The sequence below is a fragment of the Paenibacillus polymyxa genome (genome assembly GCF_018614975.1).
Taxonomy (GTDB): domain Bacteria; phylum Bacillota; class Bacilli; order Paenibacillales; family Paenibacillaceae; genus Paenibacillus; species Paenibacillus polymyxa_E.
In genome coordinates, this window is record NZ_JAGGNR010000014.1 from 90,057 (window position 1) to 115,384 (window position 25,328).

The 25,328-nt window shown below is 45.5% G+C and carries 14 protein-coding genes and 1 tRNA gene; 5 read left to right on the top strand and 10 right to left on the bottom strand.

Annotated features, from left to right (window positions below):
* Positions 1 to 189 precede the first annotated feature (189 nt).
* Positions 190 to 2,640 carry a flavocytochrome c gene (locus tag J7E78_RS13630; protein WP_215076726.1) on the bottom strand — a complete coding sequence of 817 codons (2,451 nt, stop codon included), beginning with the start codon at positions 2,638 to 2,640 and terminating at the stop codon, positions 190 to 192.
* Positions 2,641 to 2,653: 13 nt separating this feature from the next.
* Positions 2,654 to 3,268, bottom strand: coding sequence for an NADPH-dependent FMN reductase (locus J7E78_RS13635; protein WP_215076728.1), 615 nt, complete (start codon positions 3,266 to 3,268; stop codon positions 2,654 to 2,656).
* 180 nt (positions 3,269 to 3,448) lie between these two features.
* Here J7E78_RS13635 and J7E78_RS13640 point away from each other — a divergent pair, with 180 nt between their 5' ends.
* Positions 3,449 to 4,378 carry a LysR family transcriptional regulator gene (locus J7E78_RS13640; RefSeq protein WP_215076730.1) on the top strand — a complete coding sequence of 310 codons (930 nt, stop codon included), beginning with the start codon at positions 3,449 to 3,451 and terminating at the stop codon, positions 4,376 to 4,378.
* A gap of 9 nt (positions 4,379 to 4,387) precedes the next feature.
* Positions 4,388 to 5,335: an FAD:protein FMN transferase gene (locus tag J7E78_RS13645; protein WP_215076732.1), complete on the top strand. Its 948-nt coding sequence runs from the start codon at positions 4,388 to 4,390 to the stop codon at positions 5,333 to 5,335.
* A gap of 120 nt (positions 5,336 to 5,455) precedes the next feature.
* Here the strand turns inward: J7E78_RS13645 and J7E78_RS13650 are convergent, their stop codons facing one another.
* Positions 5,456 to 13,267, bottom strand: a complete 7,812-nt coding sequence (locus J7E78_RS13650; protein ID WP_215076735.1) for an immunoglobulin-like domain-containing protein — start codon at positions 13,265 to 13,267, stop codon at positions 5,456 to 5,458.
* A 446-nt stretch (positions 13,268 to 13,713) separates the two neighbouring features.
* Here J7E78_RS13650 and J7E78_RS13655 point away from each other — a divergent pair, with 446 nt between their 5' ends.
* The gene (locus J7E78_RS13655) at positions 13,714 to 17,340 is read left to right on the top strand and encodes an S-layer homology domain-containing protein (RefSeq protein ID WP_215076737.1); all 3,627 of its coding nucleotides are present in this window, start codon (positions 13,714 to 13,716) and stop codon (positions 17,338 to 17,340) included.
* 586 nt (positions 17,341 to 17,926) lie between these two features.
* The gene (locus J7E78_RS30020) at positions 17,927 to 18,121 is read left to right on the top strand and encodes a tyrosine-type recombinase/integrase (RefSeq protein WP_397330576.1); all 195 of its coding nucleotides are present in this window, start codon (positions 17,927 to 17,929) and stop codon (positions 18,119 to 18,121) included.
* A 236-nt stretch (positions 18,122 to 18,357) separates the two neighbouring features.
* Here J7E78_RS30020 and J7E78_RS13665 read toward each other — a convergent pair.
* Together J7E78_RS13665 and nrdR are read right to left on the bottom strand one after the other, a co-directional pair.
* Positions 18,358 to 18,430: transfer RNA gene (locus J7E78_RS13665), tRNA-Ala, on the bottom strand.
* 185 nt (positions 18,431 to 18,615) lie between these two features.
* A complete protein-coding gene (gene nrdR, locus J7E78_RS13670; RefSeq protein ID WP_215076739.1) occupies positions 18,616 to 19,083 on the bottom strand; it encodes a transcriptional regulator NrdR in 468 nt (155 codons plus the stop codon).
* 115 nt (positions 19,084 to 19,198) lie between these two features.
* Here nrdR and J7E78_RS13675 point away from each other — a divergent pair, with 115 nt between their 5' ends.
* Complete coding sequence (locus tag J7E78_RS13675; protein ID WP_017689472.1) at positions 19,199 to 19,420, top strand: alpha/beta-type small acid-soluble spore protein; 222 nt, start codon at positions 19,199 to 19,201, stop codon at positions 19,418 to 19,420.
* A gap of 82 nt (positions 19,421 to 19,502) precedes the next feature.
* Here the strand turns inward: J7E78_RS13675 and J7E78_RS13680 are convergent, their stop codons facing one another.
* The 5 genes from J7E78_RS13680 to polA all read right to left on the bottom strand — a co-directional run bounded on the left by J7E78_RS13680 (position 19,503) and on the right by polA (position 25,183).
* Positions 19,503 to 20,066 carry a lytic transglycosylase domain-containing protein gene (locus J7E78_RS13680; RefSeq protein WP_036609809.1) on the bottom strand — a complete coding sequence of 188 codons (564 nt, stop codon included), beginning with the start codon at positions 20,064 to 20,066 and terminating at the stop codon, positions 19,503 to 19,505.
* Positions 20,063 to 20,659, bottom strand: a complete 597-nt coding sequence (coaE, locus tag J7E78_RS13685; protein ID WP_215076741.1) for a dephospho-CoA kinase — start codon at positions 20,657 to 20,659, stop codon at positions 20,063 to 20,065. The genes J7E78_RS13680 and coaE overlap by 4 nt, the downstream gene beginning before the upstream one ends.
* 9 nt (positions 20,660 to 20,668) lie before the next feature.
* Entirely contained in the window at positions 20,669 to 21,442 is a 774-nt protein-coding gene (locus tag J7E78_RS13690; RefSeq protein ID WP_397330569.1) for a manganese efflux pump, read from the bottom strand.
* Positions 21,443 to 21,574: 132 nt separating this feature from the next.
* Positions 21,575 to 22,411 carry a DNA-formamidopyrimidine glycosylase gene (gene mutM, locus J7E78_RS13695; RefSeq protein WP_215076743.1) on the bottom strand — a complete coding sequence of 279 codons (837 nt, stop codon included), beginning with the start codon at positions 22,409 to 22,411 and terminating at the stop codon, positions 21,575 to 21,577.
* Positions 22,412 to 22,528: 117 nt separating this feature from the next.
* A complete protein-coding gene (gene polA / locus J7E78_RS13700) occupies positions 22,529 to 25,183 on the bottom strand; it encodes a DNA polymerase I (protein WP_215076751.1) in 2,655 nt (884 codons plus the stop codon).
* Between the last annotated feature and the right edge of the window lie 145 nt (positions 25,184 to 25,328).

Below are 25,328 nucleotides of genomic sequence, written 5' to 3' on the forward strand. Positions count from 1 at the left end.
AAAAATAATATTGTTTCTTATAGAAACAATATACCATCTGGTATGTTCTCTTGTCTACACAAATATGAAGCGCTTTCATATCAGTATCCAAGAACACATTTATGAATTAGAAATAACCTGGTAAACACAAGGATATCCTTATGTTTACCAGGTTATTTAGATTTACAGCTTAAAATGGTCATGAATACTCTATATTTCTTTGTTTATATTCTCTACATCATTCATCTCATCCACAGCCGTTTTACCAGCGATTCGTCCAAAAGTAAATATGTCAGTCAAGGCATTACCGCCTAAACGGTTGCCTGCATGTATACCTCCTGCCACTTCCCCAGCCGCATACAGATGTGCAATCGGCTGACCGTCTTCATCCAATACGCGAGTTTGGGTGTCGATCCGGATACCACCCATTGTATGGTGAACCGCCGGTTTTCTAGGCGTAGCATAGAATGGAGACTTCTCGACTTTTAAGCTAAACGTATCCTTATGGAACTCGGGATCAAAGCCCGCATCCACATAGGAGTTATACTTATCAATCGTATTTCTAAGAACTTCAGGGTCCATATTGATTTTCACTGCCAGTTCTTCTATGGTATCGGCTCTGAACAAGGTACCCGCTTCGACTTGCTGATCTATCTTTTCCTGGCTTGTGTTCGCTGCGGTTTTCTTGATCTCGTCATCCGCAATCAGGTAAAATAAACTTCCCTGCTCGATAGCCGCTTTTGTTAAGACATCTCGCCCAGAGAATTCATTAACAAATCGTTCTCCCTTTTTGTTAACAATGACAAAGTTTTCAGGCGGTACTTGCAGTCCACTGAACAGCTCGCCCGTATCCGGGTCAGCTACAGGCATCATTTGAGTGAAGCCCATGCCTGTAAGCGCTGCTCCTGCACTCTTACCGAGCGATATTCCATCACCAGTCATCGCATAGGAATTTGTTGTTTTGATATCATCGTCAATATGGCTCCAGTACGTGTTATATTCCTTGAGCATCTGTGTATTTGCACCAAAACCACCACTAGCAAGCACAACCGCTTTAGCATGAATGGTAATTTTCTGTCCGTTAACTCCGGTTGCGATGACACCTGTTATTTTTCCATCTTCGATGATCAATTGTTTGACCGGGCTATCTGTAATAATTTTTCCTGAATGCTCTTCTACATATTTGCTAAGTGCAAGGATAAAGGCAGAGCCATAACTTTTGACAGGTTTATGACCACGGCGCCAAAGGGCACCTACCGGAGCAAATACGATACTCTTATCGTATTCAACGCCGATATCCTCAAGCCATTGCACACTTTCCAGGGCATGGTCTGTAAGGACTTTAACCAGATCGTACTGTCCATAGATCATGTTGCCGTTCAGGTCCGTTCGTTTGCCCCCGAAATACGTTTGCATTCTGTGAAGAAGTGGTGAGTCGAATAAACAAGCCTTTTCTGTGCCGAACTTTTCCTGGTACACAGTAAACTCTTCTTTGAGTGCATGGAAATCATCGATATATTCCGGATGGATCAAGCTCTCATCGGTACTTAATAAATTCTCAATTGTCTGTCTTTCCCCTGGATTCTCAGTGAACTGTTGTTGCCATACAGGATCTGCAGCATTGACAGGACCACCTGAGCGGATCGTATTCCCCCCAACAGCAGGATATTTCTCAAGTACAATCGCACTTGCTCCTAGTTGTAAAGCTGTAGCAGCAGCACTGAGTCCTGCGCCACCTCCACCTACAACGACCACATCGCAAGTGTATTCTTCGTCATCTTTCATCTGGCTGCTGGCAGGTTTTGGACGTCTTTTCAGGATGTCCGGGTTCACTCCGGCAAGCTTAACCGCTTTGGCTACACCATTGATGACAGCATTACTGGTTTCAGAAGCACCGGAGAGAGCATCTACATTCAGCGTCTGTCCCTCAATGATTTTATTCGGAATTCTTACAAAAACAACATCGGCAATGCCTTCGGTTTCACCCTTCGAATCGATATCAATGCTTTCAATTCTATTTTCACTAAAGGATACCTTCATCGGAAGATTGCCACTATGACCTATGGCATTGATCTCATACACACCGGGTTTATAGATAAACTCCTCTTCTTCGTTGAGCTGATTTGAAATTTTGGCAAACCGAAGGAACCGCAGGAAACATGTTTCCAGGAAATCAATCGTTCCTTCATTGTTCAGGTTACCTGATTCGTCAAAGGCTTTATGTGCACTTCCAAGTAAAAACTCATACCCTGGCATCACATTAGCTTCGACACCCGGTGCATCCAGGATTTGACGAAGATGCAGCTGTGCACGCGAGGAACCTTGTGTTCCCTGTGACGCACCAATGATCATCACGGGTTTGCCAGCCAGCGGATGGATTTCAAAGCTCAACCATTCCAGCAGGCTTTTAAGGGATGAAGGGATGGAATGGTTATATTCTGGAGTCGCAATAATAACACCATCACTTGCGATAATTTTTTCATTAAACGATTGTATAATTGCACTGTTTGTTTGGTTATCGGACTGATTAAACATCGGAACATCTGTAATATCGAGGATTTCAATGGCTGCTCTGGACTCAAAATGCTTTTGCATGAATTGAAGCAGCTTGCGATTATACGATTTCTTTGCATTTGTGCCAACGATCGCTATGATTTTCATTATGATTAGCCCCCTACTCTTGCCAGGTAAATTTTTTCGTTTTTTTCTTCAACGTCCTTTTTGACAGCAGTTCTGTGGTCATCTCCGTAAACAAAACAAACTCCCTGAAAATTTCGGCAAGCTCCGCTACTTTTCCAGCGTCAATAAGATTGCCACTGTTATCAAACGCACTCTGTGATTTTCCCAACAGAAACTCGCTGCTAGGCATCATTCTCGCACCTAGCTCAGGCGAATCCAGGATTTGTCTAAGATGCGCTTGTGCCCTGGAAGAACCGAGCGCACCATGTGAAGCACCCACAATTAGAACCGGCTTGTCTTTCAAGGTTTGAGTGGTATAACTGATCCATTCCAGCGCACTTTTCAGAACGGCAGGGATTGCATGATCGTACTCAGGAGTAGCGATAATGATACCTTGCGCTTTAGAGATTTGATCTAATAAGTCTTGTACCTTCACAGGAATATCTACTTCAGCATCCTCTAATTCATCTTTTTCAATAAAGGCAGGCAAATCCTTGATTTCAAACAAGTCAATCTGGGCTTCACTAGCAAAATGCTTCTGCATAAATTGAAGTAGCGTCCGGTTTGTGGACACATCCGAATTCGTGCCTACGATAGCTAAATAATTCATTGTAATCCCCTCTCTGTCATACGAGATGATGTTCGTACATGTCAGACTCGATCTTTCGGCATAACTCTAACATATCAAAGCTCAAATGATCTAATAGTTATTCATTGCAGTTTGATAACTAATTTGTTATAATCTCCTCAAATTCAAAGTTTGTTACTTTTTTCACAAAGGGTGAGGAACATGTCCAAGTTAGAATCTCAAGATATCTTGTGTTACATTGACAGCCTATTGAAGTACAGTAACTACAGCAGGGCTGCCCAATCCCTTTACATATCTCAGCCCTACCTCACAAAGGTTATCAAGAAAATCGAAAGTGAGTTGGGCTGTGAGCTAATCACTCGCAACAAACTTCCCTATCGTTTAACCGAGCAGGGAAAAATATATTATCAATACCTGACGTCACTTGAAAACAGCTACGCCAAGCTTATCAGGGAAATCTCGTATGTATCGGATATCGGCAATAAAGTGTTAAGAATCGGCATTCTTCCGAGCCTCGGTGCGTACTTAACGCCCCTTTTTTTACCAGATTTTCTGGAGCTTCATCCTGCTTATAAAATTAATCTTGTCGAGGATTTACCTGAAAAAAATGAGAAACGTCTCCAAAATAATGAGCTGGACTTCTGGATCGGGCAAAATTCAAGCAGTATCTCCCCTAACTTGAACTCGTTTAACTGGGGCAGGCACAGTTACCAGGCCATCATTCCGCGTTGCTGCGAATTATATCAAGAGAATGTTGCAATCATCCCGGAGGGCACGATTGAGATCAGCACCATTTTGAATCAACAGCTTATTCTAACGTCCAAGGGTTCGGCGATCCGTAAACAGATTGATCAATTGCTCAGTGTCTACAAGGTACAGCCTAATATCGTTATGGAGAGCAAAGAAATTTACACGGTACTGAAGCTGGCAAAGCATAATTTGGGTCTGACCTTTGTGCCTGAAAGTATCCATATCAAGGAGTGCCCTTCGGAATACAACATCTATCCAATCCCTGTTGAGAAGATGAGTCTGGATTATTTCATAGCCCATCATGGAGAAAAAAAGCTGAATAGCGTGGATCATGACCTCATCCATACTTTTCTCAATCACGGACAACAATGTGCAATATAGGAGGCTATCATGAAATCTTTTACGAGAACGATACCGCTCATGGGAACGAATATATCCCTCTATATCGAGGGGACAGATGCTGAAGAGCTTGCCGAGGAAGCCGTGAATATGCTCATCCGTTATGAACAAATGTTTAGTGCCAACAGTGAGCATTCGCAGCTTGCCATGCTAAAAAAATTAGCCGCATCACATCCGCTTAGAGTAGACAAGGAACTGTATGATCTTATTAAGATAGGCAAAGAACACAGCCTGAATAAAGATTCCTTTTTAAATATTGCGATAGGGCCTTTGATCAAATTGTGGAGAATTGGTTTCCGCGAGGCACATGTGCCGGAGGATACAGAGATTAAAGCAGTGCTGGAGCTCTTGAATCCGGAGCATATACAGCTTGACGATGAGCTGCAAACGGTTCATTTATTCAAAAAGGGCATGGAAATCGACCTTGGAGCGATTGCTAAAGGTTATTTTGCCGATCAAGTTATGTCCTTTTTCAAGAAAAACGGAGCTGCATCAGCTATGGTCGATATGGGCGGCAATGTTCTGGTTCATGGCGATTCTCCCACCGGGTCCAGTCACTGGAAAGTTGGAATCCAAAATCCATTTTTACCTAGAGGAAATGCAGCAGCACTCGTTAGTATACGGGAGCAATCCGTTGTTACATCAGGAATATACGAGAGAGTTTTAGAGAAGGAAGGGAGTCAGTACCATCATATATTTAACAGCAGAACAGGCTATCCAATCAAAAGTAATATCGCTTCTTTAACGATTATTGCGGATAGATCGCTCGACTGCGATATCTATACAACAGAATTGTTTGGGCTAGATGCGGTCTCGATTATTCATAAAGTTAATAATAGGAAGGATATCGAAGCTGCTGTAATTACTACGGATGGAAATCTGGCCTATACCGATAATCTTAGGGGCAGAATTGAGCCCGTGAACAGACCTACGACTTAAGTGGATATCACCTTTCATCCTTCTACTGATTAAACAGATAATAAAGTGGACGGAACAAGTTCTTCCGCCCAACTTTATTATCTGAGTGAATCAATAGCAACTGCCTTATACTTAACGTGTCTACATCAAACCCAACACATTATAGATCATCACTGCTGCTTCTGCACGGCTGGCATTCTTCTTCGGTGCAAACTCATCGTTACCTACACCGTTTATTATGCCTGCTCCCTGTATTGCCTCTACCGCTTGCTTCGCATAACTTGCGATGTTTGCTTCATCCTTGAAGGCTGTAGCTTCACCACTTGTTAACGCTAGTTGCTTAATCTGGATCGCCTTGTATACCATAACCGCCATATCTTCTCGCGTAATGTTCTCATGAACTCCGAATGTTCCATTTGGTTTCCCGTTCACAATCCCCAGCTTCTGCGCGGTTCCGATATTTCCGTGGTACCATTCTCCTTGCTTCACATCACTAAAACTTGTCGTTGCGCTCTCATCTGATAGCTCAAACAACTTCATCAGCATGGTGATGAATTCTGCTCTTGTCACTTGACCATTCGGATTAAACTCGTCGTCGCCTACACCCTTCACAATGCCTCTTGCTCCCAATGCTGAGATCGCGTCCTTCGCCCAGCCTTGGGTCACATCCTGAAAGCTCGTTGCTACATACGCTACTGTATACTTGCTCAGATACGTTGGCTTGAACTCTACTTTTCCTGTCGCTGCATTGTATTTTCCATTCGTCACCACTCTTAGCTCTCCGTTGTCCTTCACATCGTATACGACGACATTGTTTGGATTTTCGGCAGCCTTTAGTGTGTATGGCAATTCAATCACGAGATCATCTCTGCCATCAAACGCTGTAAGTTTCTTACCATCCATCGTTAGCTCGATATCGTATACGACCTCACCGTTCAGCTGAGCTTGTGCACTAGCTGACAGTTGATTAGCTGCGATTTTCTTAATTGACAATCCTAACGTTTTCCCCGCACTTGTTCCTGTTCCAAGCAATTCGGTTGCCACGGTTACAACTGCAGAGCCTGTGTTGATCTCGATGCGATCTACCGTAGAAGATCCACTTGTTAAGCGCGCATCTACTGCAAGCTCAATCGTTAGTCCGTTCAAGCTTGCATCAGCTTCAACTCGCATGTGTAGCTTACCGCCTGTTGTTTGATCAAGCGCACGCTTCACCGTATCCGCACTTAACTTCACTTTAGAAGTACCGCTCTCATTTACGACCGGCTTAATGTTTATTTGGCCATTGTCCATGACCACTGGCTCATTTCCACCTGCAGCTGTTGGTACTGTAGGTGCAGGGATGTTACTGTCACCGCCACCATTTCCATTACCACTGCTTGGTGCTTCTGGTATCCCGTCAACCAATGGTGTTACCGTTACCGTAGCGCTTGATGAAAACCCACCTTCCACTGTAGTTACTGTAATGCTTGCTGTGCCTGGTGCCATCGCTGTTACTTGACCTGTCGCACTTACAGTGGCTACAGCTGTATTGCTTGAGCTCCATGTTACTGCTTTTTTCGTTGCATTAGCTGGTGTTACCGTAGCTGTCAATTGCCCTGATTGACCTTCTACGATGGACAACGTCGTTTTGTCCAAGCTAATTCCGCTAACGGGTACGTTCTTCCCATTGAGTGCATCATACTCACTTTGTGTAATGGGAATTACGGTTCCGTGACGCGGACTAGCCGGTAAGTTGTAGTTAGAAGATAATGTCCAGACACCTGATGCAAGATTGGTTGTCTCGAATGGAACATAACCTCTTCCACCAAACTCATCTACGAATAAATACCATTTTTCCTCTGTATTTGATTTGAAGATCGTTGGACCCTCAACCCATTTGATGTTACCCACACCTTGATTAATCATCTTGAAGGCTGGATCCAAGATCGAGTCACCCACCTCTTGGAAGATCATCTTGCCAAATGGAGCAGAAGCTCCGTTGTCCTGCTCATCCTTCGTAAAACGATACACTTTTCCATCATGCTCAATCATCGTTGTGTCAATGATGGAATATCCATAATCCAAATATACTTGCGGTTCAGTAAACGTATAGAAATCTCTTGTCTTGCTATACATCATTTTTTGATATGCACTACCTGTATGGGATGCATCGTCAAACATTCTTGATGCCCAGAATACGATATATTCACCTGTTGTGTTGTCGTACATAATTTCTGGTGCCCATGTATTACCTGCTTCTTCCGGTGCAACCTCTACCATGCGTTGATCTGTCCAGTTGACTAGATCATTCGATTCCCACACCATAATGGAACGACTGCCCCATGTCTGTGCTCTGCCCCAGTTACCATTGTCGTTAATTTTCAGATCAGTAGCGATCATGTAGAACTTGTCACCTTCAGGCGAACGAATAATGAACGGATCACGTACCCCCTTCTCCCCTAAAGTTGAGGTCAATACAGGTTTACCATTATTCAATTCTCGCCAGTTCAGCGGATCATTGCCGTTACTTAGTGCAAAGTAAACTTGCTCCCCTGTTGCAGTACCTTCTCCAGTGAAATATGTGAAAAAGTATCCCGCATATTTTTCATCAGCAGGCAGTTCCTTCACCTTCGCAATGAATTCCTTCGTAGTGGATGCTGAATTCAACTTAATCGTAGCTGTAAGCTTCACATCTACATCTCCACTACCGTGTGCCGGACGTTTTACTTCTCCAGTAACTGAAACGACATTAGGTTGAGCAGAAGCCCAAGTAAAGGTTGTTCCATAGAGTCCAGATTCCGGTAATGAGAGATGACCTCTAACATCACTAATGTTATGAACGACTAGCGCTGCTTTGGCTTCATCTACAGAAGTGGCATCGCTTGGCAATGCCTTAACCGTCAACTGAAAAGTTTTGCGAGCTGTCTCTGTACCATCTGTAAATACTGCTGTTAACGTTACAACTTGGTCACCCGTTGCGTTAGCTGGTCTGGTTACAGCTCCTGTAGTTGAGATGACATTCCCCTTATCTGAAGTCCAGCTTATTGTTGTGCCATAAGCACCTGATATTGGCAATGTTACATTGCTTATAATCGCATCTTTTGATGTATTGGAGGCAAGAAGATCATGAATCGTTAATTTCTCTGTCGCAGCCGATACAAGCATGCCCTCCATTTTAGCAATCTTCTGATCTGCCTGAGCCTTCAGTGATGTAATATCCGCAGCAGTCATAGCACCATCATAGATTTGGAAGTCTGCAATCAACCCGCCGAAGTATGGATCAGCTGTATAGAATGACTTACCGATGGTTCCACTACTGCCTGAAGTATTTTTTATTTGTTCCAGTGTCATTCCATTCGTTGAGCCTGATGCAACAGGAACACCATCAATATAAAGCGTTAGTGTACCATCCGTGCCTGAAACAACAGTCGTAACGACTTTCCATTCATTATTCTTTAAGCCCGTGGTAGAAGTTGAAGACTCATTATTCCAAGCATTCGTCGCGATACCAAGGCGAGCTAGACCGTTAGCGTTATAACGTGGTGTGAAATACGTATAGTGTGTATTATTGTTTGGTCTTCCTAATGCATATAACCACTCGGCAGCGTTTTTACCGCTCCAGTTCACAATGGATGAAACGGTCATATCCGTTAATCCATCAAGTACTCCTTGTGGTAGTTCTACATAAGAGTTAGTTGTGCCACCAGTAAAGCTTAGTACACCAGCATCTTGAGTACGAATCCATTCTGCTTTAGACGGATTCATCCATTTTCCATTGAAGTTTCCTCTTTGGTCAATAACCGTTGCACCATCGATATCATTCATATCGTAGTGAAGAATGAGCTCTGCCCCAGATGGCTGCTCTACTGGAGGAGTAACGTCTTCATCAGCTAATGTTGCAATCTCTTCAACGGATAATGCACGATTATAAATACGGAAATCATCCAATTTACCATCAAACAGACTATGAGAGCTGTTTCTTGATTTACCAATATAATTCATCGTTGTTTCCAGTAACATTCTCGGCTCCACGTTAAATGTCGAGCTGCGTTTAACCTCTTGACCATTTACATACAATACTGCATCAAATTCATCCATTGTGATTGCAACATGCTGCCAAGTCTTCGTTGGTAATAGTCCAGAATTTCTCACCGCATATTTATATTCTGATCCTAGTCGCGTGCTGTCATTGCTAAATTTCTCAGTAAAAGGTGTTACGACAGCGAACTCTAAACTACCTGTATCCCCTTGTGTACTCAAGTACATGGTGTTGCGGTTAACCTGTCTGCCTGTGTCGGAAGCAAAATCAAATATTCTTTGATTGGCCTGATTTTTGTCCATCTGAACCCATGTAGAGAACGTAGCCTTCTCCAGATTCAAGGATTGAATCAGGTGATCTGGCAGCTTGACATATCCTGTTGATCCATTAAGCTCTAATGCACCACCCGTTTTACCGATGCGATCCTCTTCATTAATCGTTGCTCCACCTACGAGTGTCGCGTGATGGCCATTACCAGAAATGTCATTCACCGTTGTACCATTCACTGTATTTGCATCAAATGAGTAATGTACAACCGGGTCCGTTGATGGTGCTGGACCTTTCCATGCATACTTCTCTTGCAAAGCATCATACTCTGCACGTGAGATTGGAATTACTGTTCCGTGTCGTGGTCCTGGTGGCAGTGCATATTGATCACTACTTAATACATTGTTCATATATTGCGTGCTACTATCCAGATCTGTTGTATATCGGACATGATATGGCCATGAATCAAGGAACAGATACCATTTGTCTTTATGAATATCCTTAAATATCGTTTGTCCTTCGTTGTTTCCATTTTTTCCGATCAAGCCGAGTTTGTTATCACGTGTACCCGGAACAGCGTCGTATTGAAGGCCGTTTGCTGCAATACCGTCTTTGTCATAGTAGAACGTTGGTGCTTTCTCCACATACACTTTCGTATTCACTTCTGATTTGGTGAATCGGTACAACATATGATTGTGCTCAATAAACGTCGTATCAATGGTCGGAAGTGACTCATCAATCATGACCTTTGGCTCAGAAAAGGTGTAGAAATCTCGTGTTGTCGCGTAGTACATCACATTGTACTGACCTTCCGGTCTTCCGTTATAGTCACCATATGTCTCTGTGTTTTTCATCGATGATGCCCAAAATACGATATACTCTCCAGTTACCGGATCATAGATCGCTTCTGGTGCCCACGTATTTCCTCCAGTCTTAGGAGCAACCTTGACCATTCGCTGCTCGCTCCAGTTCACGAGATCCTCTGACTCCCAAACCATCATGTAATGACTGCCCGTAATCTGAGCTTGATCGAAATTTGTACTTTCGCCCATTTTCAAATCGGTTGCCAGCATATAGAATTTATCACCTTCTGCTGACCGAATAACGAATGGATCACGAAGCCCTTTTTCACCCATATTTGATTGAAGAATCGACTTTCCATTATTCAGCGCTTTCCAGAACAATGGATCTTCAGCTGTAGCGAAGGAGATCTCTTCACCGCCCTCATATTCACCTGTAAAATACGCAAAGAAGTAAGCATCAGGCTGAACTGGCGCAATTTCTTGTTTAATCGTAACGTTAAACGTAAGCTCTTTAGAAGCTGCACCATTCGTAATCGTAGCTATTAGCGTAACAGGCGTATCCGTAGCTTGACGGCTTACCCAGCCTAGCTGTGTAGCGTTACCAGCGGCTTCAGCCGTTCCTTTAACAACCGCCGGACTGCTGGATGTCCATGTAATGGTGGAGCCTTGTTCACCTACAGTGACAAGACGTAAGTTCCCTTTAACATTGTCCGCGTTGTAGATCTCTAATTGTTCAGCGTCCAGATCAACCTTCTGCTGATCATCGAATTGCTTCAAGATCGTAACAGGGAATACAGCTGTAGTGGTTACTCCTTGATACGTTAAAGTAGCCGTAAGCTCTGCCTGAACATTACCTGCTTGAACAGCTGGACGTTGCACAGTCCCATTGTTAGAAATGACAGTAGGATGACTAGAACTCCAAGTAATGCTCACGCCGTTTTTACCGCTTGTCGGTAAATTAACGTTTCTTGTTATCTTATCAGCACTCTGATCTGCCTCATCTAAGTAATGACCGATGTTAAGTTGATTCGCTGCATCATCAAGAGTGAGCTGACGTATTTTGGAGATGTGAGTTGCTGCTTCTTGTTGATATAACTCGCCCATTTCCTGCTCCGTCAACGCACGATCATATACTCGGAAATCAGCCATGCTACCTTGAAGGTATGGATCGTTCGAGAAGATGGACTTGCCGATAAAACCAGAGGACGTAGCATCCGGATTAATAATGTCTGACAGCTTTATCCCCTTCGCATTACCTGAAGCAACCTTAACTCCATCAACGAATAATGTGATCCTGTTGCTAGTTTCAGAGAAGGAAACCGTTACATGCTTCCACTGTCCACCGATCAAGTTTGAGTTTGCGCCACCTGTAACTAATGCTTCGTTTGGCCAGCCATTGCTGGAGATACCTGTAGCGATCATATTGCCTGATCCGCTACCGTGACGTGGGGTTACGAAAAAATATTTGTTCGTTTCCGGTGTTAACACCGTACCCAATCCGAAAATCCAGCGATTCGTACCATCATTCGTCCAGTTCACGATTGAAGATACGGTAATCTCATTCAGACCTTGTAATAGATCCAGTTCATTGGAACCCTTAGGAATCTCAACATATCCACTATTCGATGTAGAGCTTCCACCATTGAAGGAAATAAAGCCAACCTCACTATTTGAAATGAATTGTCCATTGTTTGGATTTTTATATACCCCGTCGAATGTAACTTCCTTGTTGGCAACATCCTTTAGTACGAGTTGACCGTCTATTTCTTCGGTCGTTTTCATGTTGTAATGAAGAATAAGATCATCTTTTAGCGATTTTTCTTGAACGGTAATCTGCTCATTAGAGTCATTCTTAGGCAGTAAGGTAACGATGAACTCCTTCGTTGACTGGCTTCCACCTAAAGAAATGGTTGCAGTTAACGTGACTTGCTGCTCCATTTCTCGTAAGAACACTTCTCCGGTTGGACTAATCGCACTTTCATCACTGGAAGTCCATGAGATCAATGCGCCATACTTATTGGCAGAAGGAAGTTTAAGAGATTCTGTAACGGCAGATACATCACCTAACGTTAGCTCTACTTTGCCTTGTTGTACTTGCTTTTCATTAAATGATTGTTCATATACTACAGCGATATCCTCACTATTGAGTGCTTCTCCATAAATTCTTAAATCTTGAAAGCTGCCCGCAAAAGTAGCATCCCCTAAATAATTGGAGCGACCGATGTAAGCTTGCAAATCCGTACCAAAGCTTGCTGTTGTTTTCTCTTTGGCGGTCGTGCCTATACTTACACCGTTAATGTAACCTGTAATAGAGCGTTCTGTAATGACCGTCGTATAGTGAACCCATTGACCTTCGTACTGTGACGTAGAAGTGCCTGTTACTCCTACCTCAGTCGTCCAAGGCTGGTCAATATTATTGCGATCCGTAAATACGGACTTAAAATCACCACTTGGATTCGATGGATTAAACATCCAGTAATTCGTTGGCATGTTATTGCCAGCTGCTGACGTACCGTAGAATAATGCGGAGTAGTTCCCGCTCCCCGTATTACTCTTGATCCATACAGAAATCGTTGTATTTTCTTGATGATCAAACAAACCAGTAGGAAGCTGAACGTAGTTCGTATTACTATCTGTTCCTCCAGGTAGAGTGAGACCATCCGTGTACGTAATGTTTCCTACTGCCGTTCCATGCTTACCATGACCTGATTGATCCAATACATCCTCAAGCAGTGGATAATGCGCCAACATCATTGGTGTTACGGGGTCCGCTGAAGCTTGGTTGTTAAACGGCAGAACAAGACTCAAACAGTTACTGAAGGTCATAAGTAAAACTAACATTAGGATTGAAATCCGCTTTAACATAGCATTCTTCCCCTCGTTTAATATTCATAAGCACGCAATCCTTATTTCACCTTTAAAACAAGACCACCTCGCTCAAGGAGCTAAAGAAACACTCTGTAATGAATGCGCTTACATTTCTTCTCATATTACGTCTTCCAGCATTCCAATTCAATGTAGTTTCTTGTTAATAAGGTGGATTTTTTTATTGCAATTTGAAATGAATGCAGACTGCAACACCATTCATATGAAGCAATCTACATGCACAGATGCGTACAAGATTATCAAAACAAAAAAAGGCGTCTCTGCCGTTCTGGATGTTTACGTATGGTTTATGTGTAAATTAAAGGATTGAACCCCAGATAAACATAATATATATAGTTGGGCGCTTGTCAACTTGACAACGTGTCCGAATACGATGCGGGTAAGCAATGGGCACACCGGATCGAAAAAAAGGAGGATTTTCATTTATGCCAAAACGATTTAGCAGAATGCTCGCGTTCCTCTGTTGCTTGGTAATGATGGCGTCGCTAATGCCTACCAGCTATGCTGCCGCCACTGACAACATCGAGAACGCAGAAGCGAATGAAACACCCACCGCCATTTTTGGAACTCCCGAACTCGGGTCAAATGATCCCCTCTGGGACCAAACCATGGAGCATCACATCAACAAAAGCACGGTACCTACTGACCCCAGACCCCATGCCACGGGTACAGCCAGAATCCTTTGGGATCATGACTACCTGTATGCCCGCGTAGTTGTGAATGACAGTAACTTATATCAGGGAGCTGGCGCAGATCACCGATACGACAGCCTGGAGTTTTATGTTGGTAGCGGAACCGGCGGCTCGAACCAATGGCGTGTCAGCTCGACGGGTGTGTTTTCAGGGCAGGCCGCTCCAGGCAGAGCTGCATGGACTCAGATCACGGAAACCGGATACATCGTGGAAATGAGAATACCAAAAAGAACCTTGACCTTACAGGAGGGGAACCTTACCTTTGAGGTCTATATCAATAACTCGACAGAAAAAGGCGCTGACCGCTATGAAGTCGTTTCCTGTTTTGGAGTTCCGGACGCGGGTTATACCAGCTCTGATTCATTTACAGACAGCCTGCAGCTCACTTCAGCCAATGAAGTGGACACCAGATTTTCAATCACCGCAACGGCGGGACCGGGCGGCTCAATCATGTCGAACCCACCCGGCGATGTTCTGAGAGTGGATCGGGGCTCTAACAAAGAAATTACGTTTACCCCCGATTACGGCAAAATTGTGGATACCGTAACGGTAGACGGCGAGACCGTGACTCTACCTGCTAGCACTTATACCTTTACAAATATTGAGGCTGATCATACCATTCATGTGACATTCAAAAACGATCCGGACGCGGGGATACTTCCCTTTATTGTATGGAATGACAACTTCGCCAGTGGCGAGTACACAACGGCTGTTATCATTGATTTAGGCGAGGGGAAGGCGGCGTTAGGCTCCGAACTTAGTCCAGACTTGTTTGCCTTATCAGCCAGGAACACTACCCTGAACGGCGAAGCGGTGACCTTTGAAGGACCACGCAAGATCACAAGGGTGTATGCTAATGATGAACCGAAGGTACGCGGCTATGTCGGGCCGATTAGCCATTCACCAGATTATCAGGACGGACTGGCGAACGGTCGTTACATTGTTGTTGAGTCTGAATTTTATTCAGAGAGCGGCGGCAGTACAACGCTGGATGGCAGCAGTAACTCAACAAAGCAGGTTTACACCATTGTCCAAAAAGGTGAGATCGTACTGACAGAAGGGAGTCCACTTCGCAACGTGGTTTTTGAACAGGAAAAAGTTGTGAATCCGATCCTTGACAAGTTTACAACATTCACAGACAATTCGGTCAATCGCTCGCTCTACCTTCACAAGGATGATGATGGTAAGGTGATGAAAGGATTGCCGCTGTATGTTTATACTCACGGCATGTCACGCGGCGGCACAAACGCTGCGACAGACCAAAAAGCCGCTATGAAATCCGCCAACGGCTCAGTCGCTCTAATGAAAAAGATGGAAGACAGTCCCGAAAAATACGCCAGCCATGTACTGAATATTTCCTATAATGGCGTATCTGTTCCCTCCACAGATAATGTTAAGAAGGTCATAGACGCCCTGATTGCCAGCGGCGAAGTAGATCCTAACCGTGTTTACGCAGCAGGCTTCTCATGGGGCGGACAGTATACGAATAACTTAGTTAACAGCTATCCCGGCTTCTTCGCTGCCGCCGCACCTATGGCCCCGGTAAGCGGTTCACCGAACGCTAAGGACAATGACGCTCACAACAACCTGGCCTATTGGATGTTTTTAAATGCTCATAATGTTGGTGGCTACCAGACTAACCTCAATAACTTCATCAATAACAATATGCCAAAAATGATCAACGCGAGGGCTTCGCGCTTTGAGAGCAATGAGGTTCTTACATGGCCCTACAATCAATTTGATCAGCCGAATCTGAGGCCGAATCCGTCCAATACACCTGTTCTGGCTGATTATATAGCGCACGAAGTTGAAGCAGCGGTTCTTTACAACCAGATAACTATAGGGAATTGGAGCATAGCTCCCACGGCGCAGTCCTCTAACTTGCCGGCTTGGAACAATGACTACACAGACGTCTTTGATTGGATGTTCGCGCAGAGAAAACCGGCAGTGCCCGGTGCACCGAGTGGCTTCAAGGCGACAGCGGGTGACGGACAGGTCACATTGAGCTGGACTGCTCCTGCTGATGACGGTGGTAGCGCGATTTTGGGCTACAAGGTATGGTATGGCAACATGACGCCGGTCACACTGGATGCGGCGGAGACCCAATATACCTTCAAGAACCTGACAAACGGCCAAGGCTACAACTTCACCATCATCGCGGTGAACGCGAAGGGAGACGGCGCGGAGATCAGTGCTACGACGACGCCGACGAGGACGACTCCTACCGTACCTGGTTCTGGTAGTACTACAGGCAATACGGGCAACACCGGTAATACAAGCAACGGTGGTAATACACAAAACACCAACAATACGGGCATCGGGACAGATGCTGAAACGTCGAAGTCGACCTACACAGTGAATACACCGAAGGGTAAACCCGCGGTCACTGACAAAAACGGCAACACCACCCTGCCCGGCGGCGGCGAGATTGCGACCAAAGGCGGGACGAAGATTAAGGTACCCGAAGGCACAACGATAGACTCAAACGGTAAGGCAACCATTCCGGCAGACAAAAGCGCCGAAGTGACACTACCCGGCGGCAACAGCACAGTGACCATTTCGGGCGGCTCGACGATCGCGAGCAACGGTACGGTCACAGTAGGCGGCAAAGACGCACATGTATACCTGTCAAACGGCAACCAGGTGTATCTCCACGGCGGGTCGAAGATACGGAGCCGCGGAGCGGTTGTGGTAGGACCGAGCGGCGCAAGAGTCAGCTTAGACAAGGGAATGTCGCTGAACATCCGTGAGGATACGGAACTGGCGGTTGATGACGCCACCCCACTGGGCTTCCTCGTGGTATCAGGCAACCCTTTCAGGGATGCCAACATGGACGACTGGTTCTACAACGATATAAATTTCGCCTACACATACGATCTTTTCAACGGCACCACGTCCGCAACGTTCTCACCGGGCACCGCAATGACGCGTGCAATGTTCGTGCAAGTACTGGCCAATCTTGAGAGCGTAAACCTCTCCAGCTACACGAGTTCCCTCTTTAGCGACGTGACGGACGGACAATGGTACACGGCGGCAGCCGAGTGGGCGGCCGAAAAAAGCATAGTCAACGGTACAAACGCAGACCTGTTTGACCCCAATTCGCCGTTAACGCGCGAGCAGCTGCTGGTGATACTGTACAACTACATGAACTATAAGGGCTATGAGATACCTGAAAGCCACTCTAAGTCCTTCACGGACGAGAGTGAGATCAGCTCCTGGGCGTTGGAGGCCGTTCAGGCACTGCGGGACATCGGCATTGTGCTAGGCAAGCCGGACAACTTTTTTGCTCCCAAAGCCACCGCCACCCGCGCCGAAGTAGCCACGATCTTTGTAAGATTCGTCAAATATCTGGCTAAGTGAAAGCGTATACAGATAAATGAAGACCCTTCCGGTTGGACAATATCCAGCCGGAAGGGTCTCCTTGTTTTCAAACTGTACTTTTTTTGACAACTCCACGGTCAGGACTTTTAGTATTTGCTACCCTTAAAGCTCGTCCCCAAGTCCAAAAATTCTAATTAATTAATGCATGTTCTGATTTATTTCACCACAAAAAAAACGCATCGCAATAATGTGATGGCGTTCTTGATTATGGAGCCTAGGGGGATCGAACCCCTGACCTCATCGCTGCCAGTGGAGAGATGGGTTTCTGTACGTTAGGGAATAAGCAGAAGTAAGCTTTGTTAGACAAGGCTTTTTTGGGTTTTACATTTCTACGTTTGAGTACTTCGTAACGCTCAGAAAGAGAAAAGTGTGACCAGAAATGTGACCAACCAAAGTAGCACAATTAAATATTAAACCTATTTCTTAACTCATATTCTCTTCATTTTAGATAATTACTATTTTGCACAGTTGGTCTTATAATTGGAACACCCGCCTCCTTTAATATTTTATATAGTGTTGTTATATTTCGGACACTTTGCTCTTGTTCCATTAAATTTCTATCTCTATTTCGCGCAGCTTCTATCGCTTAATCAGAAATGCGGATGTTCCTCCGATCCGCTTTCATGATCTTAGACACAACGTTGCCTCTCTCATGCTCGCTCAGAACATCAATCCTAAGATTGTAAAAGAAATCCTCGGACATTCAGACATGAGAGTAACGTTATATAAGTACTCTCATGTCTTACCTTTCGTTCATTAACAGATCGCTTCACAATATGTGGACATGTTGTTTGGTTCGCAATAATAGCTCGACCGCTATACATCAAAGTGTCAAGTATATCTGGACAATATTATGCGCCACATTAGAGTCAATGAATCAAAAAAACCTTCATTGTGACCATTCGTGTGACCACAACCATAAAAGCAAATCATTTTCTCATAGCAAAAACCCGCCAAACACTTGAAAATCCTTGTGTTTGACGGGTTCTTTTGTTATGGAGAATAGGGGGCTCGAACCCCTGACCTCATCGCTGCCAGCGATGCGCTCTCCCAGCTGAGCTAATTCCCCGGGATATGAAATAGATAACTTGTCCAACACTGCTACGTTCCACAGGCGACTCCTATATCATATAAAATCCAGCTTTCGCTGTCAATCACTTTTTCAAGATCCAAAGTGCTTGGAGAAGAACAACCGATTTCTCTGGTACACACGGACTGGAACTCCAGACTGCTCTTCTCCCTTTTCCCACTTCACTAATCCTCCAGATCGTCTTTGGACAACAGGGATTTCAGTTCTTTCATGAACATATTGATATCTTTGAACTGGCGGTATACCGACGCAAAACGGACATACGCGACTTCATCGACTGGAAACAACTGTTCCATCAATAACTCACCAATCTGGCGACTCTCCACTTCAGCATCAGCCGTATTACGCAGAGATTTCTCCACTTCAGATACCATCATCTCCAGGTTCTCTACGGAGACTGGACGTTTCTCACAGGCACGAATAAGCCCGCGGAGAATTTTGTCCCGGCTGAACTCTTCCCGGCTGCCATCTTTCTTAATAACAATCAGTGGAGTCTCTTCAATCATCTCAAACGTTGTAAATCTTCGGGCACACTGCTCACACTCACGGCGACGACGAATGGATTTTGCTTCGTTGGCCGGGCGCGAATCAAGCACTTTGGTACCCATATAACCACAATAAGGACACTTCAAATCAAATCACTTCCCACGTTTTACTTTTACCACATATTTCCTGTACTGATTTTGTAATGAAAAATGCATTGCCGACACATAATACTTTTACCAACCCGCGAGGAGGTGAACAGCAATGGCACAAAGCAATGGTAACTCCAACAACCTGGTGGTAACTAAAGCTTCCGCAGCACTCGAGCAAATGAAATATGAAGTTGCTCAAGAACTCGGAATCAGCATCCCACAAGACGGATACCAAGGTAACATGACTTCTTACGAGAACGGTTCGATCGGTGGATACATCACGAAGCGTCTGGTAACAATTGCAGAACAGCAATTGGCAGGTCAATACCAATAATATCTGCATCGTAATACGTTACACAGAGGAGCATGGAGCGGCCGGTGAACAACCGGCCTGCTCTGTGCTTCTACTTATATACTTAGAACGTATTATAGATCTTTACATACTGATTATAATAGTAAATGACTCTTTGTACATAGTGACGCGTCTCACCAAACGGAATATCTTTCACCGTATCGAACGAGCCATCCCACACACCATCTCTAAGCCAACTGTTCACTTTGCCTGGACCCGCATTATAGGCAGCGATCATAACCGCTTCATTGCCATCGAATTGATCGGACAGATTCCGCAGATACCATGTACCTAATTGAATATTTCGTTCAGGCTCGTGCTTTAATTCCTCCAGCGAAGTGTCGGGAATTTTGGCTTGTTCCAGTATCCAGTTGGCCGTGTCCGGCATCAGTTGCATGAGCCCAATGGCTCCTCGTTTAGATTCCTTGCTTGTCTTGAAATTGGTCTCCACCTTGATAATGGAAGCAATCAGAAACGGATCAACCTCATAACTCTGAGATTGGGCACGGATCTCTTCCTTATAATGTATCGGATAGAACCATGCCATCCAGTTTGTATTCAGAAATAACACCAGTACAAATGACACAAACATCAATAGCAGTACACGTTTCTTACGCAATATTCTCATAACAAACCCTTACGCTGTAGATATGAGTCAATTTGCTGCTCTGTCGCAGACCATAAACCGCTGTTATCGATGACAATGTCTGCCAGCTGTTTTTTGCGCTCAATATCCATCTGTACATCCATTCGAGCCTCGGCCTGTGCTGCAGTCATTCCATCCCGACTCATCAAGCGATCTCGTTGCACCGATCTCGGGACATATACAACCATGACTTCCTCGAAACCGTCCTCCAGACCCGATTCGTAGAGCAAAGGAATATCAGACACCACAAGTTTATCCGGATGTTGCATTTCGTATGCAGCAGCTCGTTCGCGCATCTCTCTTCGGATTGCCGGGTGTGTGATCGCCTCCAGTGCCTTTCGTTCCTCGGGTTGTTGAAAAACAATACTTCCAAGCTTTTTCCGATTCAGTGTTCCATCTTCGTTCAGTATGGCTTGTCCAAACCGCTTAACAGCGGCGGCCAACACGGGATGCCCGGGCATCATAACTTCCCGGGCAATAACGTCTGCATCGATGAGCAACGCTCCCTTACTGGCGAGATAGGCGGAAACACTGCTTTTGCCTGTCGCGATCCCGCCGGTTAAGCCTATATTCATCGTTTCACCTCATAACAGCTTCATTATTCCCATAATCATTAACAATAGTGCTGGCAATACAGACAGTCTTCGCATCCAGCGCAGAGCTGAGAATCGTAGGCCAACCTTCATGCCGAGTGACAGAAACGCCCCACTAAACAGTGCAATAATAAGTGCTGTCCATAGTGTAGGGAATCCCAGAAGTGCCGCTCCCAATCCTGCTCCAAACGCATCCAGAGACAGGGCAATACCGAGCCACATCGCTTCTTGAGCAGATATACTCCCCGAGTTATCCATATCCGCCTTGGAAGGGCTACGAAGGATCTGAATGACAACGCCCAGCTTGCGCAGCTCCAGTGTAAATACCATTCGTTCCAGTGATCCACTTGAAGCCGACTGCTCCAGATCCAGTGCGAGCACCTGATTCCTGCCCTTTGAATCCGACAGTCTCTCTTGTGCTTCTCTCACCCCAGTTACCGTTGCTTCTGTTTCCCCACCCGTTCCAGTGTCTGTTTCCAACTGTTCTTTGCCTTGCTTTCGAATAAGTTGCAACAGTGACCATGCACCAATACCTATCAATATAACGGCTCCCACGATCGAAGCGATATCCGGTGACACCACATGGGACAACAGCACACCTACTTGCATCGACAAGGCAATAACCAATCCCGAACAGATCGAAATAACAGCGATAGATAACAGGGGAATCTTAGTCCTCCGTAACCCATATGTAATCCCGACTCCAAAACCATCTAAACTAAGCGCCAAAGCAAGCGCCAGCAATGAAATAAAATGATGCAGCACCCCGGACTCCTCCTCTGTGCGGTACTCGTGCCAACTGAAGATGCCAGTATGGGTATACGCCCGCTTATTTCTGCCATATCAGTATATGGAGGGAGGAATCCAAGGGTGCTATGATTTCATCATTTCGTTCATTCAGTTCATGTTTAGCAGCTGACAGTTCGGACAAAAATGCGTGCCACGGCCACCAACCACCGTTTTTTCAATTAACGTACCACAAGTTGTACAAGGTTCTGATTTGCGTCCATAGATTTTCAGTTGATGCTGGAACATCCCCATCTCACCCTGTCCATTCACATAGGACTTGATGGAAGATCCACCTGCATTCACTGCATCCTGCAACGTAGCCACAATCGCTTCATGGAGCACCGTTAACTGAGCTTCGGTCAGAGTTTTGGCGATGGTCTCGGGATGGATACCTGCGCGAAATAGAGCCTCGTCCACATAAATATTCCCGATACCAACCACATATGCCTGATTTAAAAGTACAGCCTTAATTTTGGTTGTGCGCTTGCCAACCGCCTCGCGGAATGCAGTTACCGTAAATGCCGGATCAAGCGGCTCCAATCCCAGTTTCAGCAAAGGTTTGGATACCAGTTCCTCACCTGCATTAAACAGATGCATCGTACCGAACTGACGCACGTCCTTATAACGCAATTCCGTACCATCATTAAAATGGAAGATCACATGGGTATGTTTCTCCACATCTTCATGCTGCTCGTACACACCGTACCTTCCTTCCATCCGCAGATGGGAGACAAGCACCAGCCCGTCCAGCAAAATACGCAAAAACTTGCCGCGGCGCTCCACTCCAATGACGGTATGTCCTGCGAGTTCCATTGCAAATGCATCTATGTCGTCCGGCCGCTGAATAATCCGCGGCAAGCTAACGGTAACATGATCAATCGTTTTGCCCACAATAAGTTGATTCAATGTTCTTCTGACTGTTTCGACTTCCGGTAATTCCGGCATGATGTTCTCACCTCCCCTATATTATAACGGAAGATGGCGCTCAGCGGGACCCTTTTCTTATATCGCATACATGGAAAGGCCTTTTGTAAATACCGGAAAAACCGCGCGGCGCTTGAATTATTTTGCTTCGTACCAGTTATCACCAAAGCTGACTTCGGCTTTCAGCGGAACCGACAGTTCCAATGCTTTTTCCATAACAGAAGGCACTAACTCTTTCATCAGTTCCAATTCATCCGCAGGCACTTCGAATACAAGTTCATCGTGCACCTGAAGCAACATACGGCTCTTCAACTTGCGTTCCCGCAGCGCTTCATCCATCTGTACCATGGCCAGCTTGATGATATCTGCCGCTGTTCCCTGAATCGGTGTATTCATCGCCGTACGCTCTGCGAAGGAACGCAGATTGAAGTTACTGGCGTTAATCTCTGGCAGGTAACGACGTCGCTCCAACAACGTTTTGACGTAACCATCCTGGCGAGCTTCCTTCACAATATCATCCATATATCGGCGTACACCCTGGAATACTTCAAAATACTGATCAATAAACTGCGCGGCCTCTTTACGTGTAATATGCAAGTTCTGGGATAAACCATAATCACTTATTCCATACACGATACCAAAGTTAACTGCCTTGGCGGAACGACGCATATCCCCATCCACATCCTCAGGCTTCACGCCAAATACATCCGAAGCGGTCTTTGTATGAATATCCATATCGTTGACAAACGCTTCCTTCAAGCGCTCATCGTCCGAAATGTGGGCCAGTACACGCAGTTCAATCTGGGAATAGTCTGCTGCCAAAATGGACCATCCAGGCTCGGAAGGGACAAATACCTTCCGGATTTTGCGACCTTCTTCCATCCGGATCGGAATGTTCTGCAAGTTCGGGAATTGACTGCTAAGTCGTCCTGTTGCAGCAATGGTCTGACGATAATACGTATGCACCTTGCCATCCCGATCGGATATCTCTTTGAGTAATCCTTCCACATAAGTGGATTGCAGCTTGGCAAGCTGACGATATTGCAGAATATGCTTGACCACATCGTTATAAGGAGCCAATTTCTCCAATACTTCAGCATCTGTGGAATAACCTGTTTTTGTTTTCTTCACCACCGGCAAGCCCAGTCTATCAAATAAAATCTCACCCAGTTGCTTCGGTGAATTCAGATTAAATTCCGTTCCTGACAGCTTGTAGATCTCAGCCATCAACCTGCTGATCTGTTCTTCAAACTCACTGCCCAGAGCCTGCAGATCGGCTGTATTGGCCTTAATGCCCTGTTTCTCCATGTCCGCCAATATGCGTGACAACGGCATCTCCAGTTCATGGAACAATGAATTCATCTCATCGGTTTCCAACACCTGCTCCTGAAGTGGAATAATGGCTGCTACAGCAGCAGCTTTGCGGCATAGGAAATCCCCCAAGGTCTCCACTTCCGGCACCTTGTACTTGGCCCCTTTGCCCATAACCGTGTCATCCTCCACAAGTGAAGGCAGACCATACTTGGTCGTGAGTCCACTAATCGTCTGGTTGGATTCCGTTGGATCAAGCAAATATGCCGCCAGTTGTACATCAAATGACGCACCAGCGAATTCAATGCCATGCGCATGCAGGGCCAGGTCCACACGATGAAGATCATAACCGCGCTTCGGCTGCTCTGAATTACCAAGCCATGCCCGCACTGGAGCCGCTGCCTCTGAATGAAGCAGTTCGGGAGATATAAACGTATATGTTCCGGCAGAACCTACAGCTAGTCCAATCAGTTTCGCTTGGTGAGGGTTATCCCCATGTGTCTCCACGTGGAGTACATCAATGGAATCAAGGGAACTGAACAGCTCACTGATGTTGTCCTCTGTTGCAATGGAAGACTCCACCTCGGCAGCAGGGACCGCTTCCTGTTCTGAACCAATGCTGCCACTGAACGACAGGCGTTCGAGCAAGGATTTGAATTCCAGCTTCGCCAATGCAGGGCCAGCATGTTCTTCTTTTAATCCAGCGAATTGCATATCCTCCCACGTCTGCTCTAGCGGAACTTCCCGGTGAATCGTCGCGAGTTGTTTGCTCATCCGGGCATCTTCGGCATGGGCCTCGATCTTTTCTTTCATCTTGCCCTTCAGTTCACTTGTGCCGTTCAGCACATCTTCTACCGATCCGAACTGGTGCAGCAGCTTCAACGCTGTTTTCTCTCCGACCCCGGGAATACCCGGAATATTATCGGACGCATCGCCCATCAGACCCTTGAGATCAATGATTTGCAGCGGCGTCAGACCATAACGCTCCTTAATCTGAGCAGGATCATACAGCTCAATATCGGTTACCCCTTTACGTGTTAGCCCGATATGTACATGTTCGGAGGCAAGCTGCAGCATATCTTTGTCACCCGATACAACAAGCACCTGTCTGCCCGCTTCATCTGCGCGTTTGGTTAATGTTCCGATGATGTCATCCGCTTCAAATCCAGCCAGCTCAAACTGAGCGATGCCAAGTCCTTTCAGCAGTTCTTTGAGCAAAGGAAATTGCTCTGACAACTCTGGTGGTGTTTTCTCCCGTCCACCCTTGTATTCCTGATACCCTTCGTGGCGGAACGTGATTTTGCCTGCATCAAATGCGACCATAACATGTGTAGGCTTATGCTCTTCAAGCAGTCTCAGCAGCATTGTAGTGAAGCCATATACCGCATTGGTATGCAGACCTTTCGAGTTGGTCAGAGGCGGCATTGCAAAAAACGCCCTGTAAATAATGCTATTTCCATCTATGAGAATAAACTTGTCCATTCCAGCACCTCGCGTATTATATGGTCAACCTCTTCAAATTACATCTATTCTCATGATACCATACCCACCTGTCACATCAAAAAGAATAGCCATCTTTTCACTTCATTTTTAATCGCAAAAAAAGAACCTTCTCCACAGACAGCTG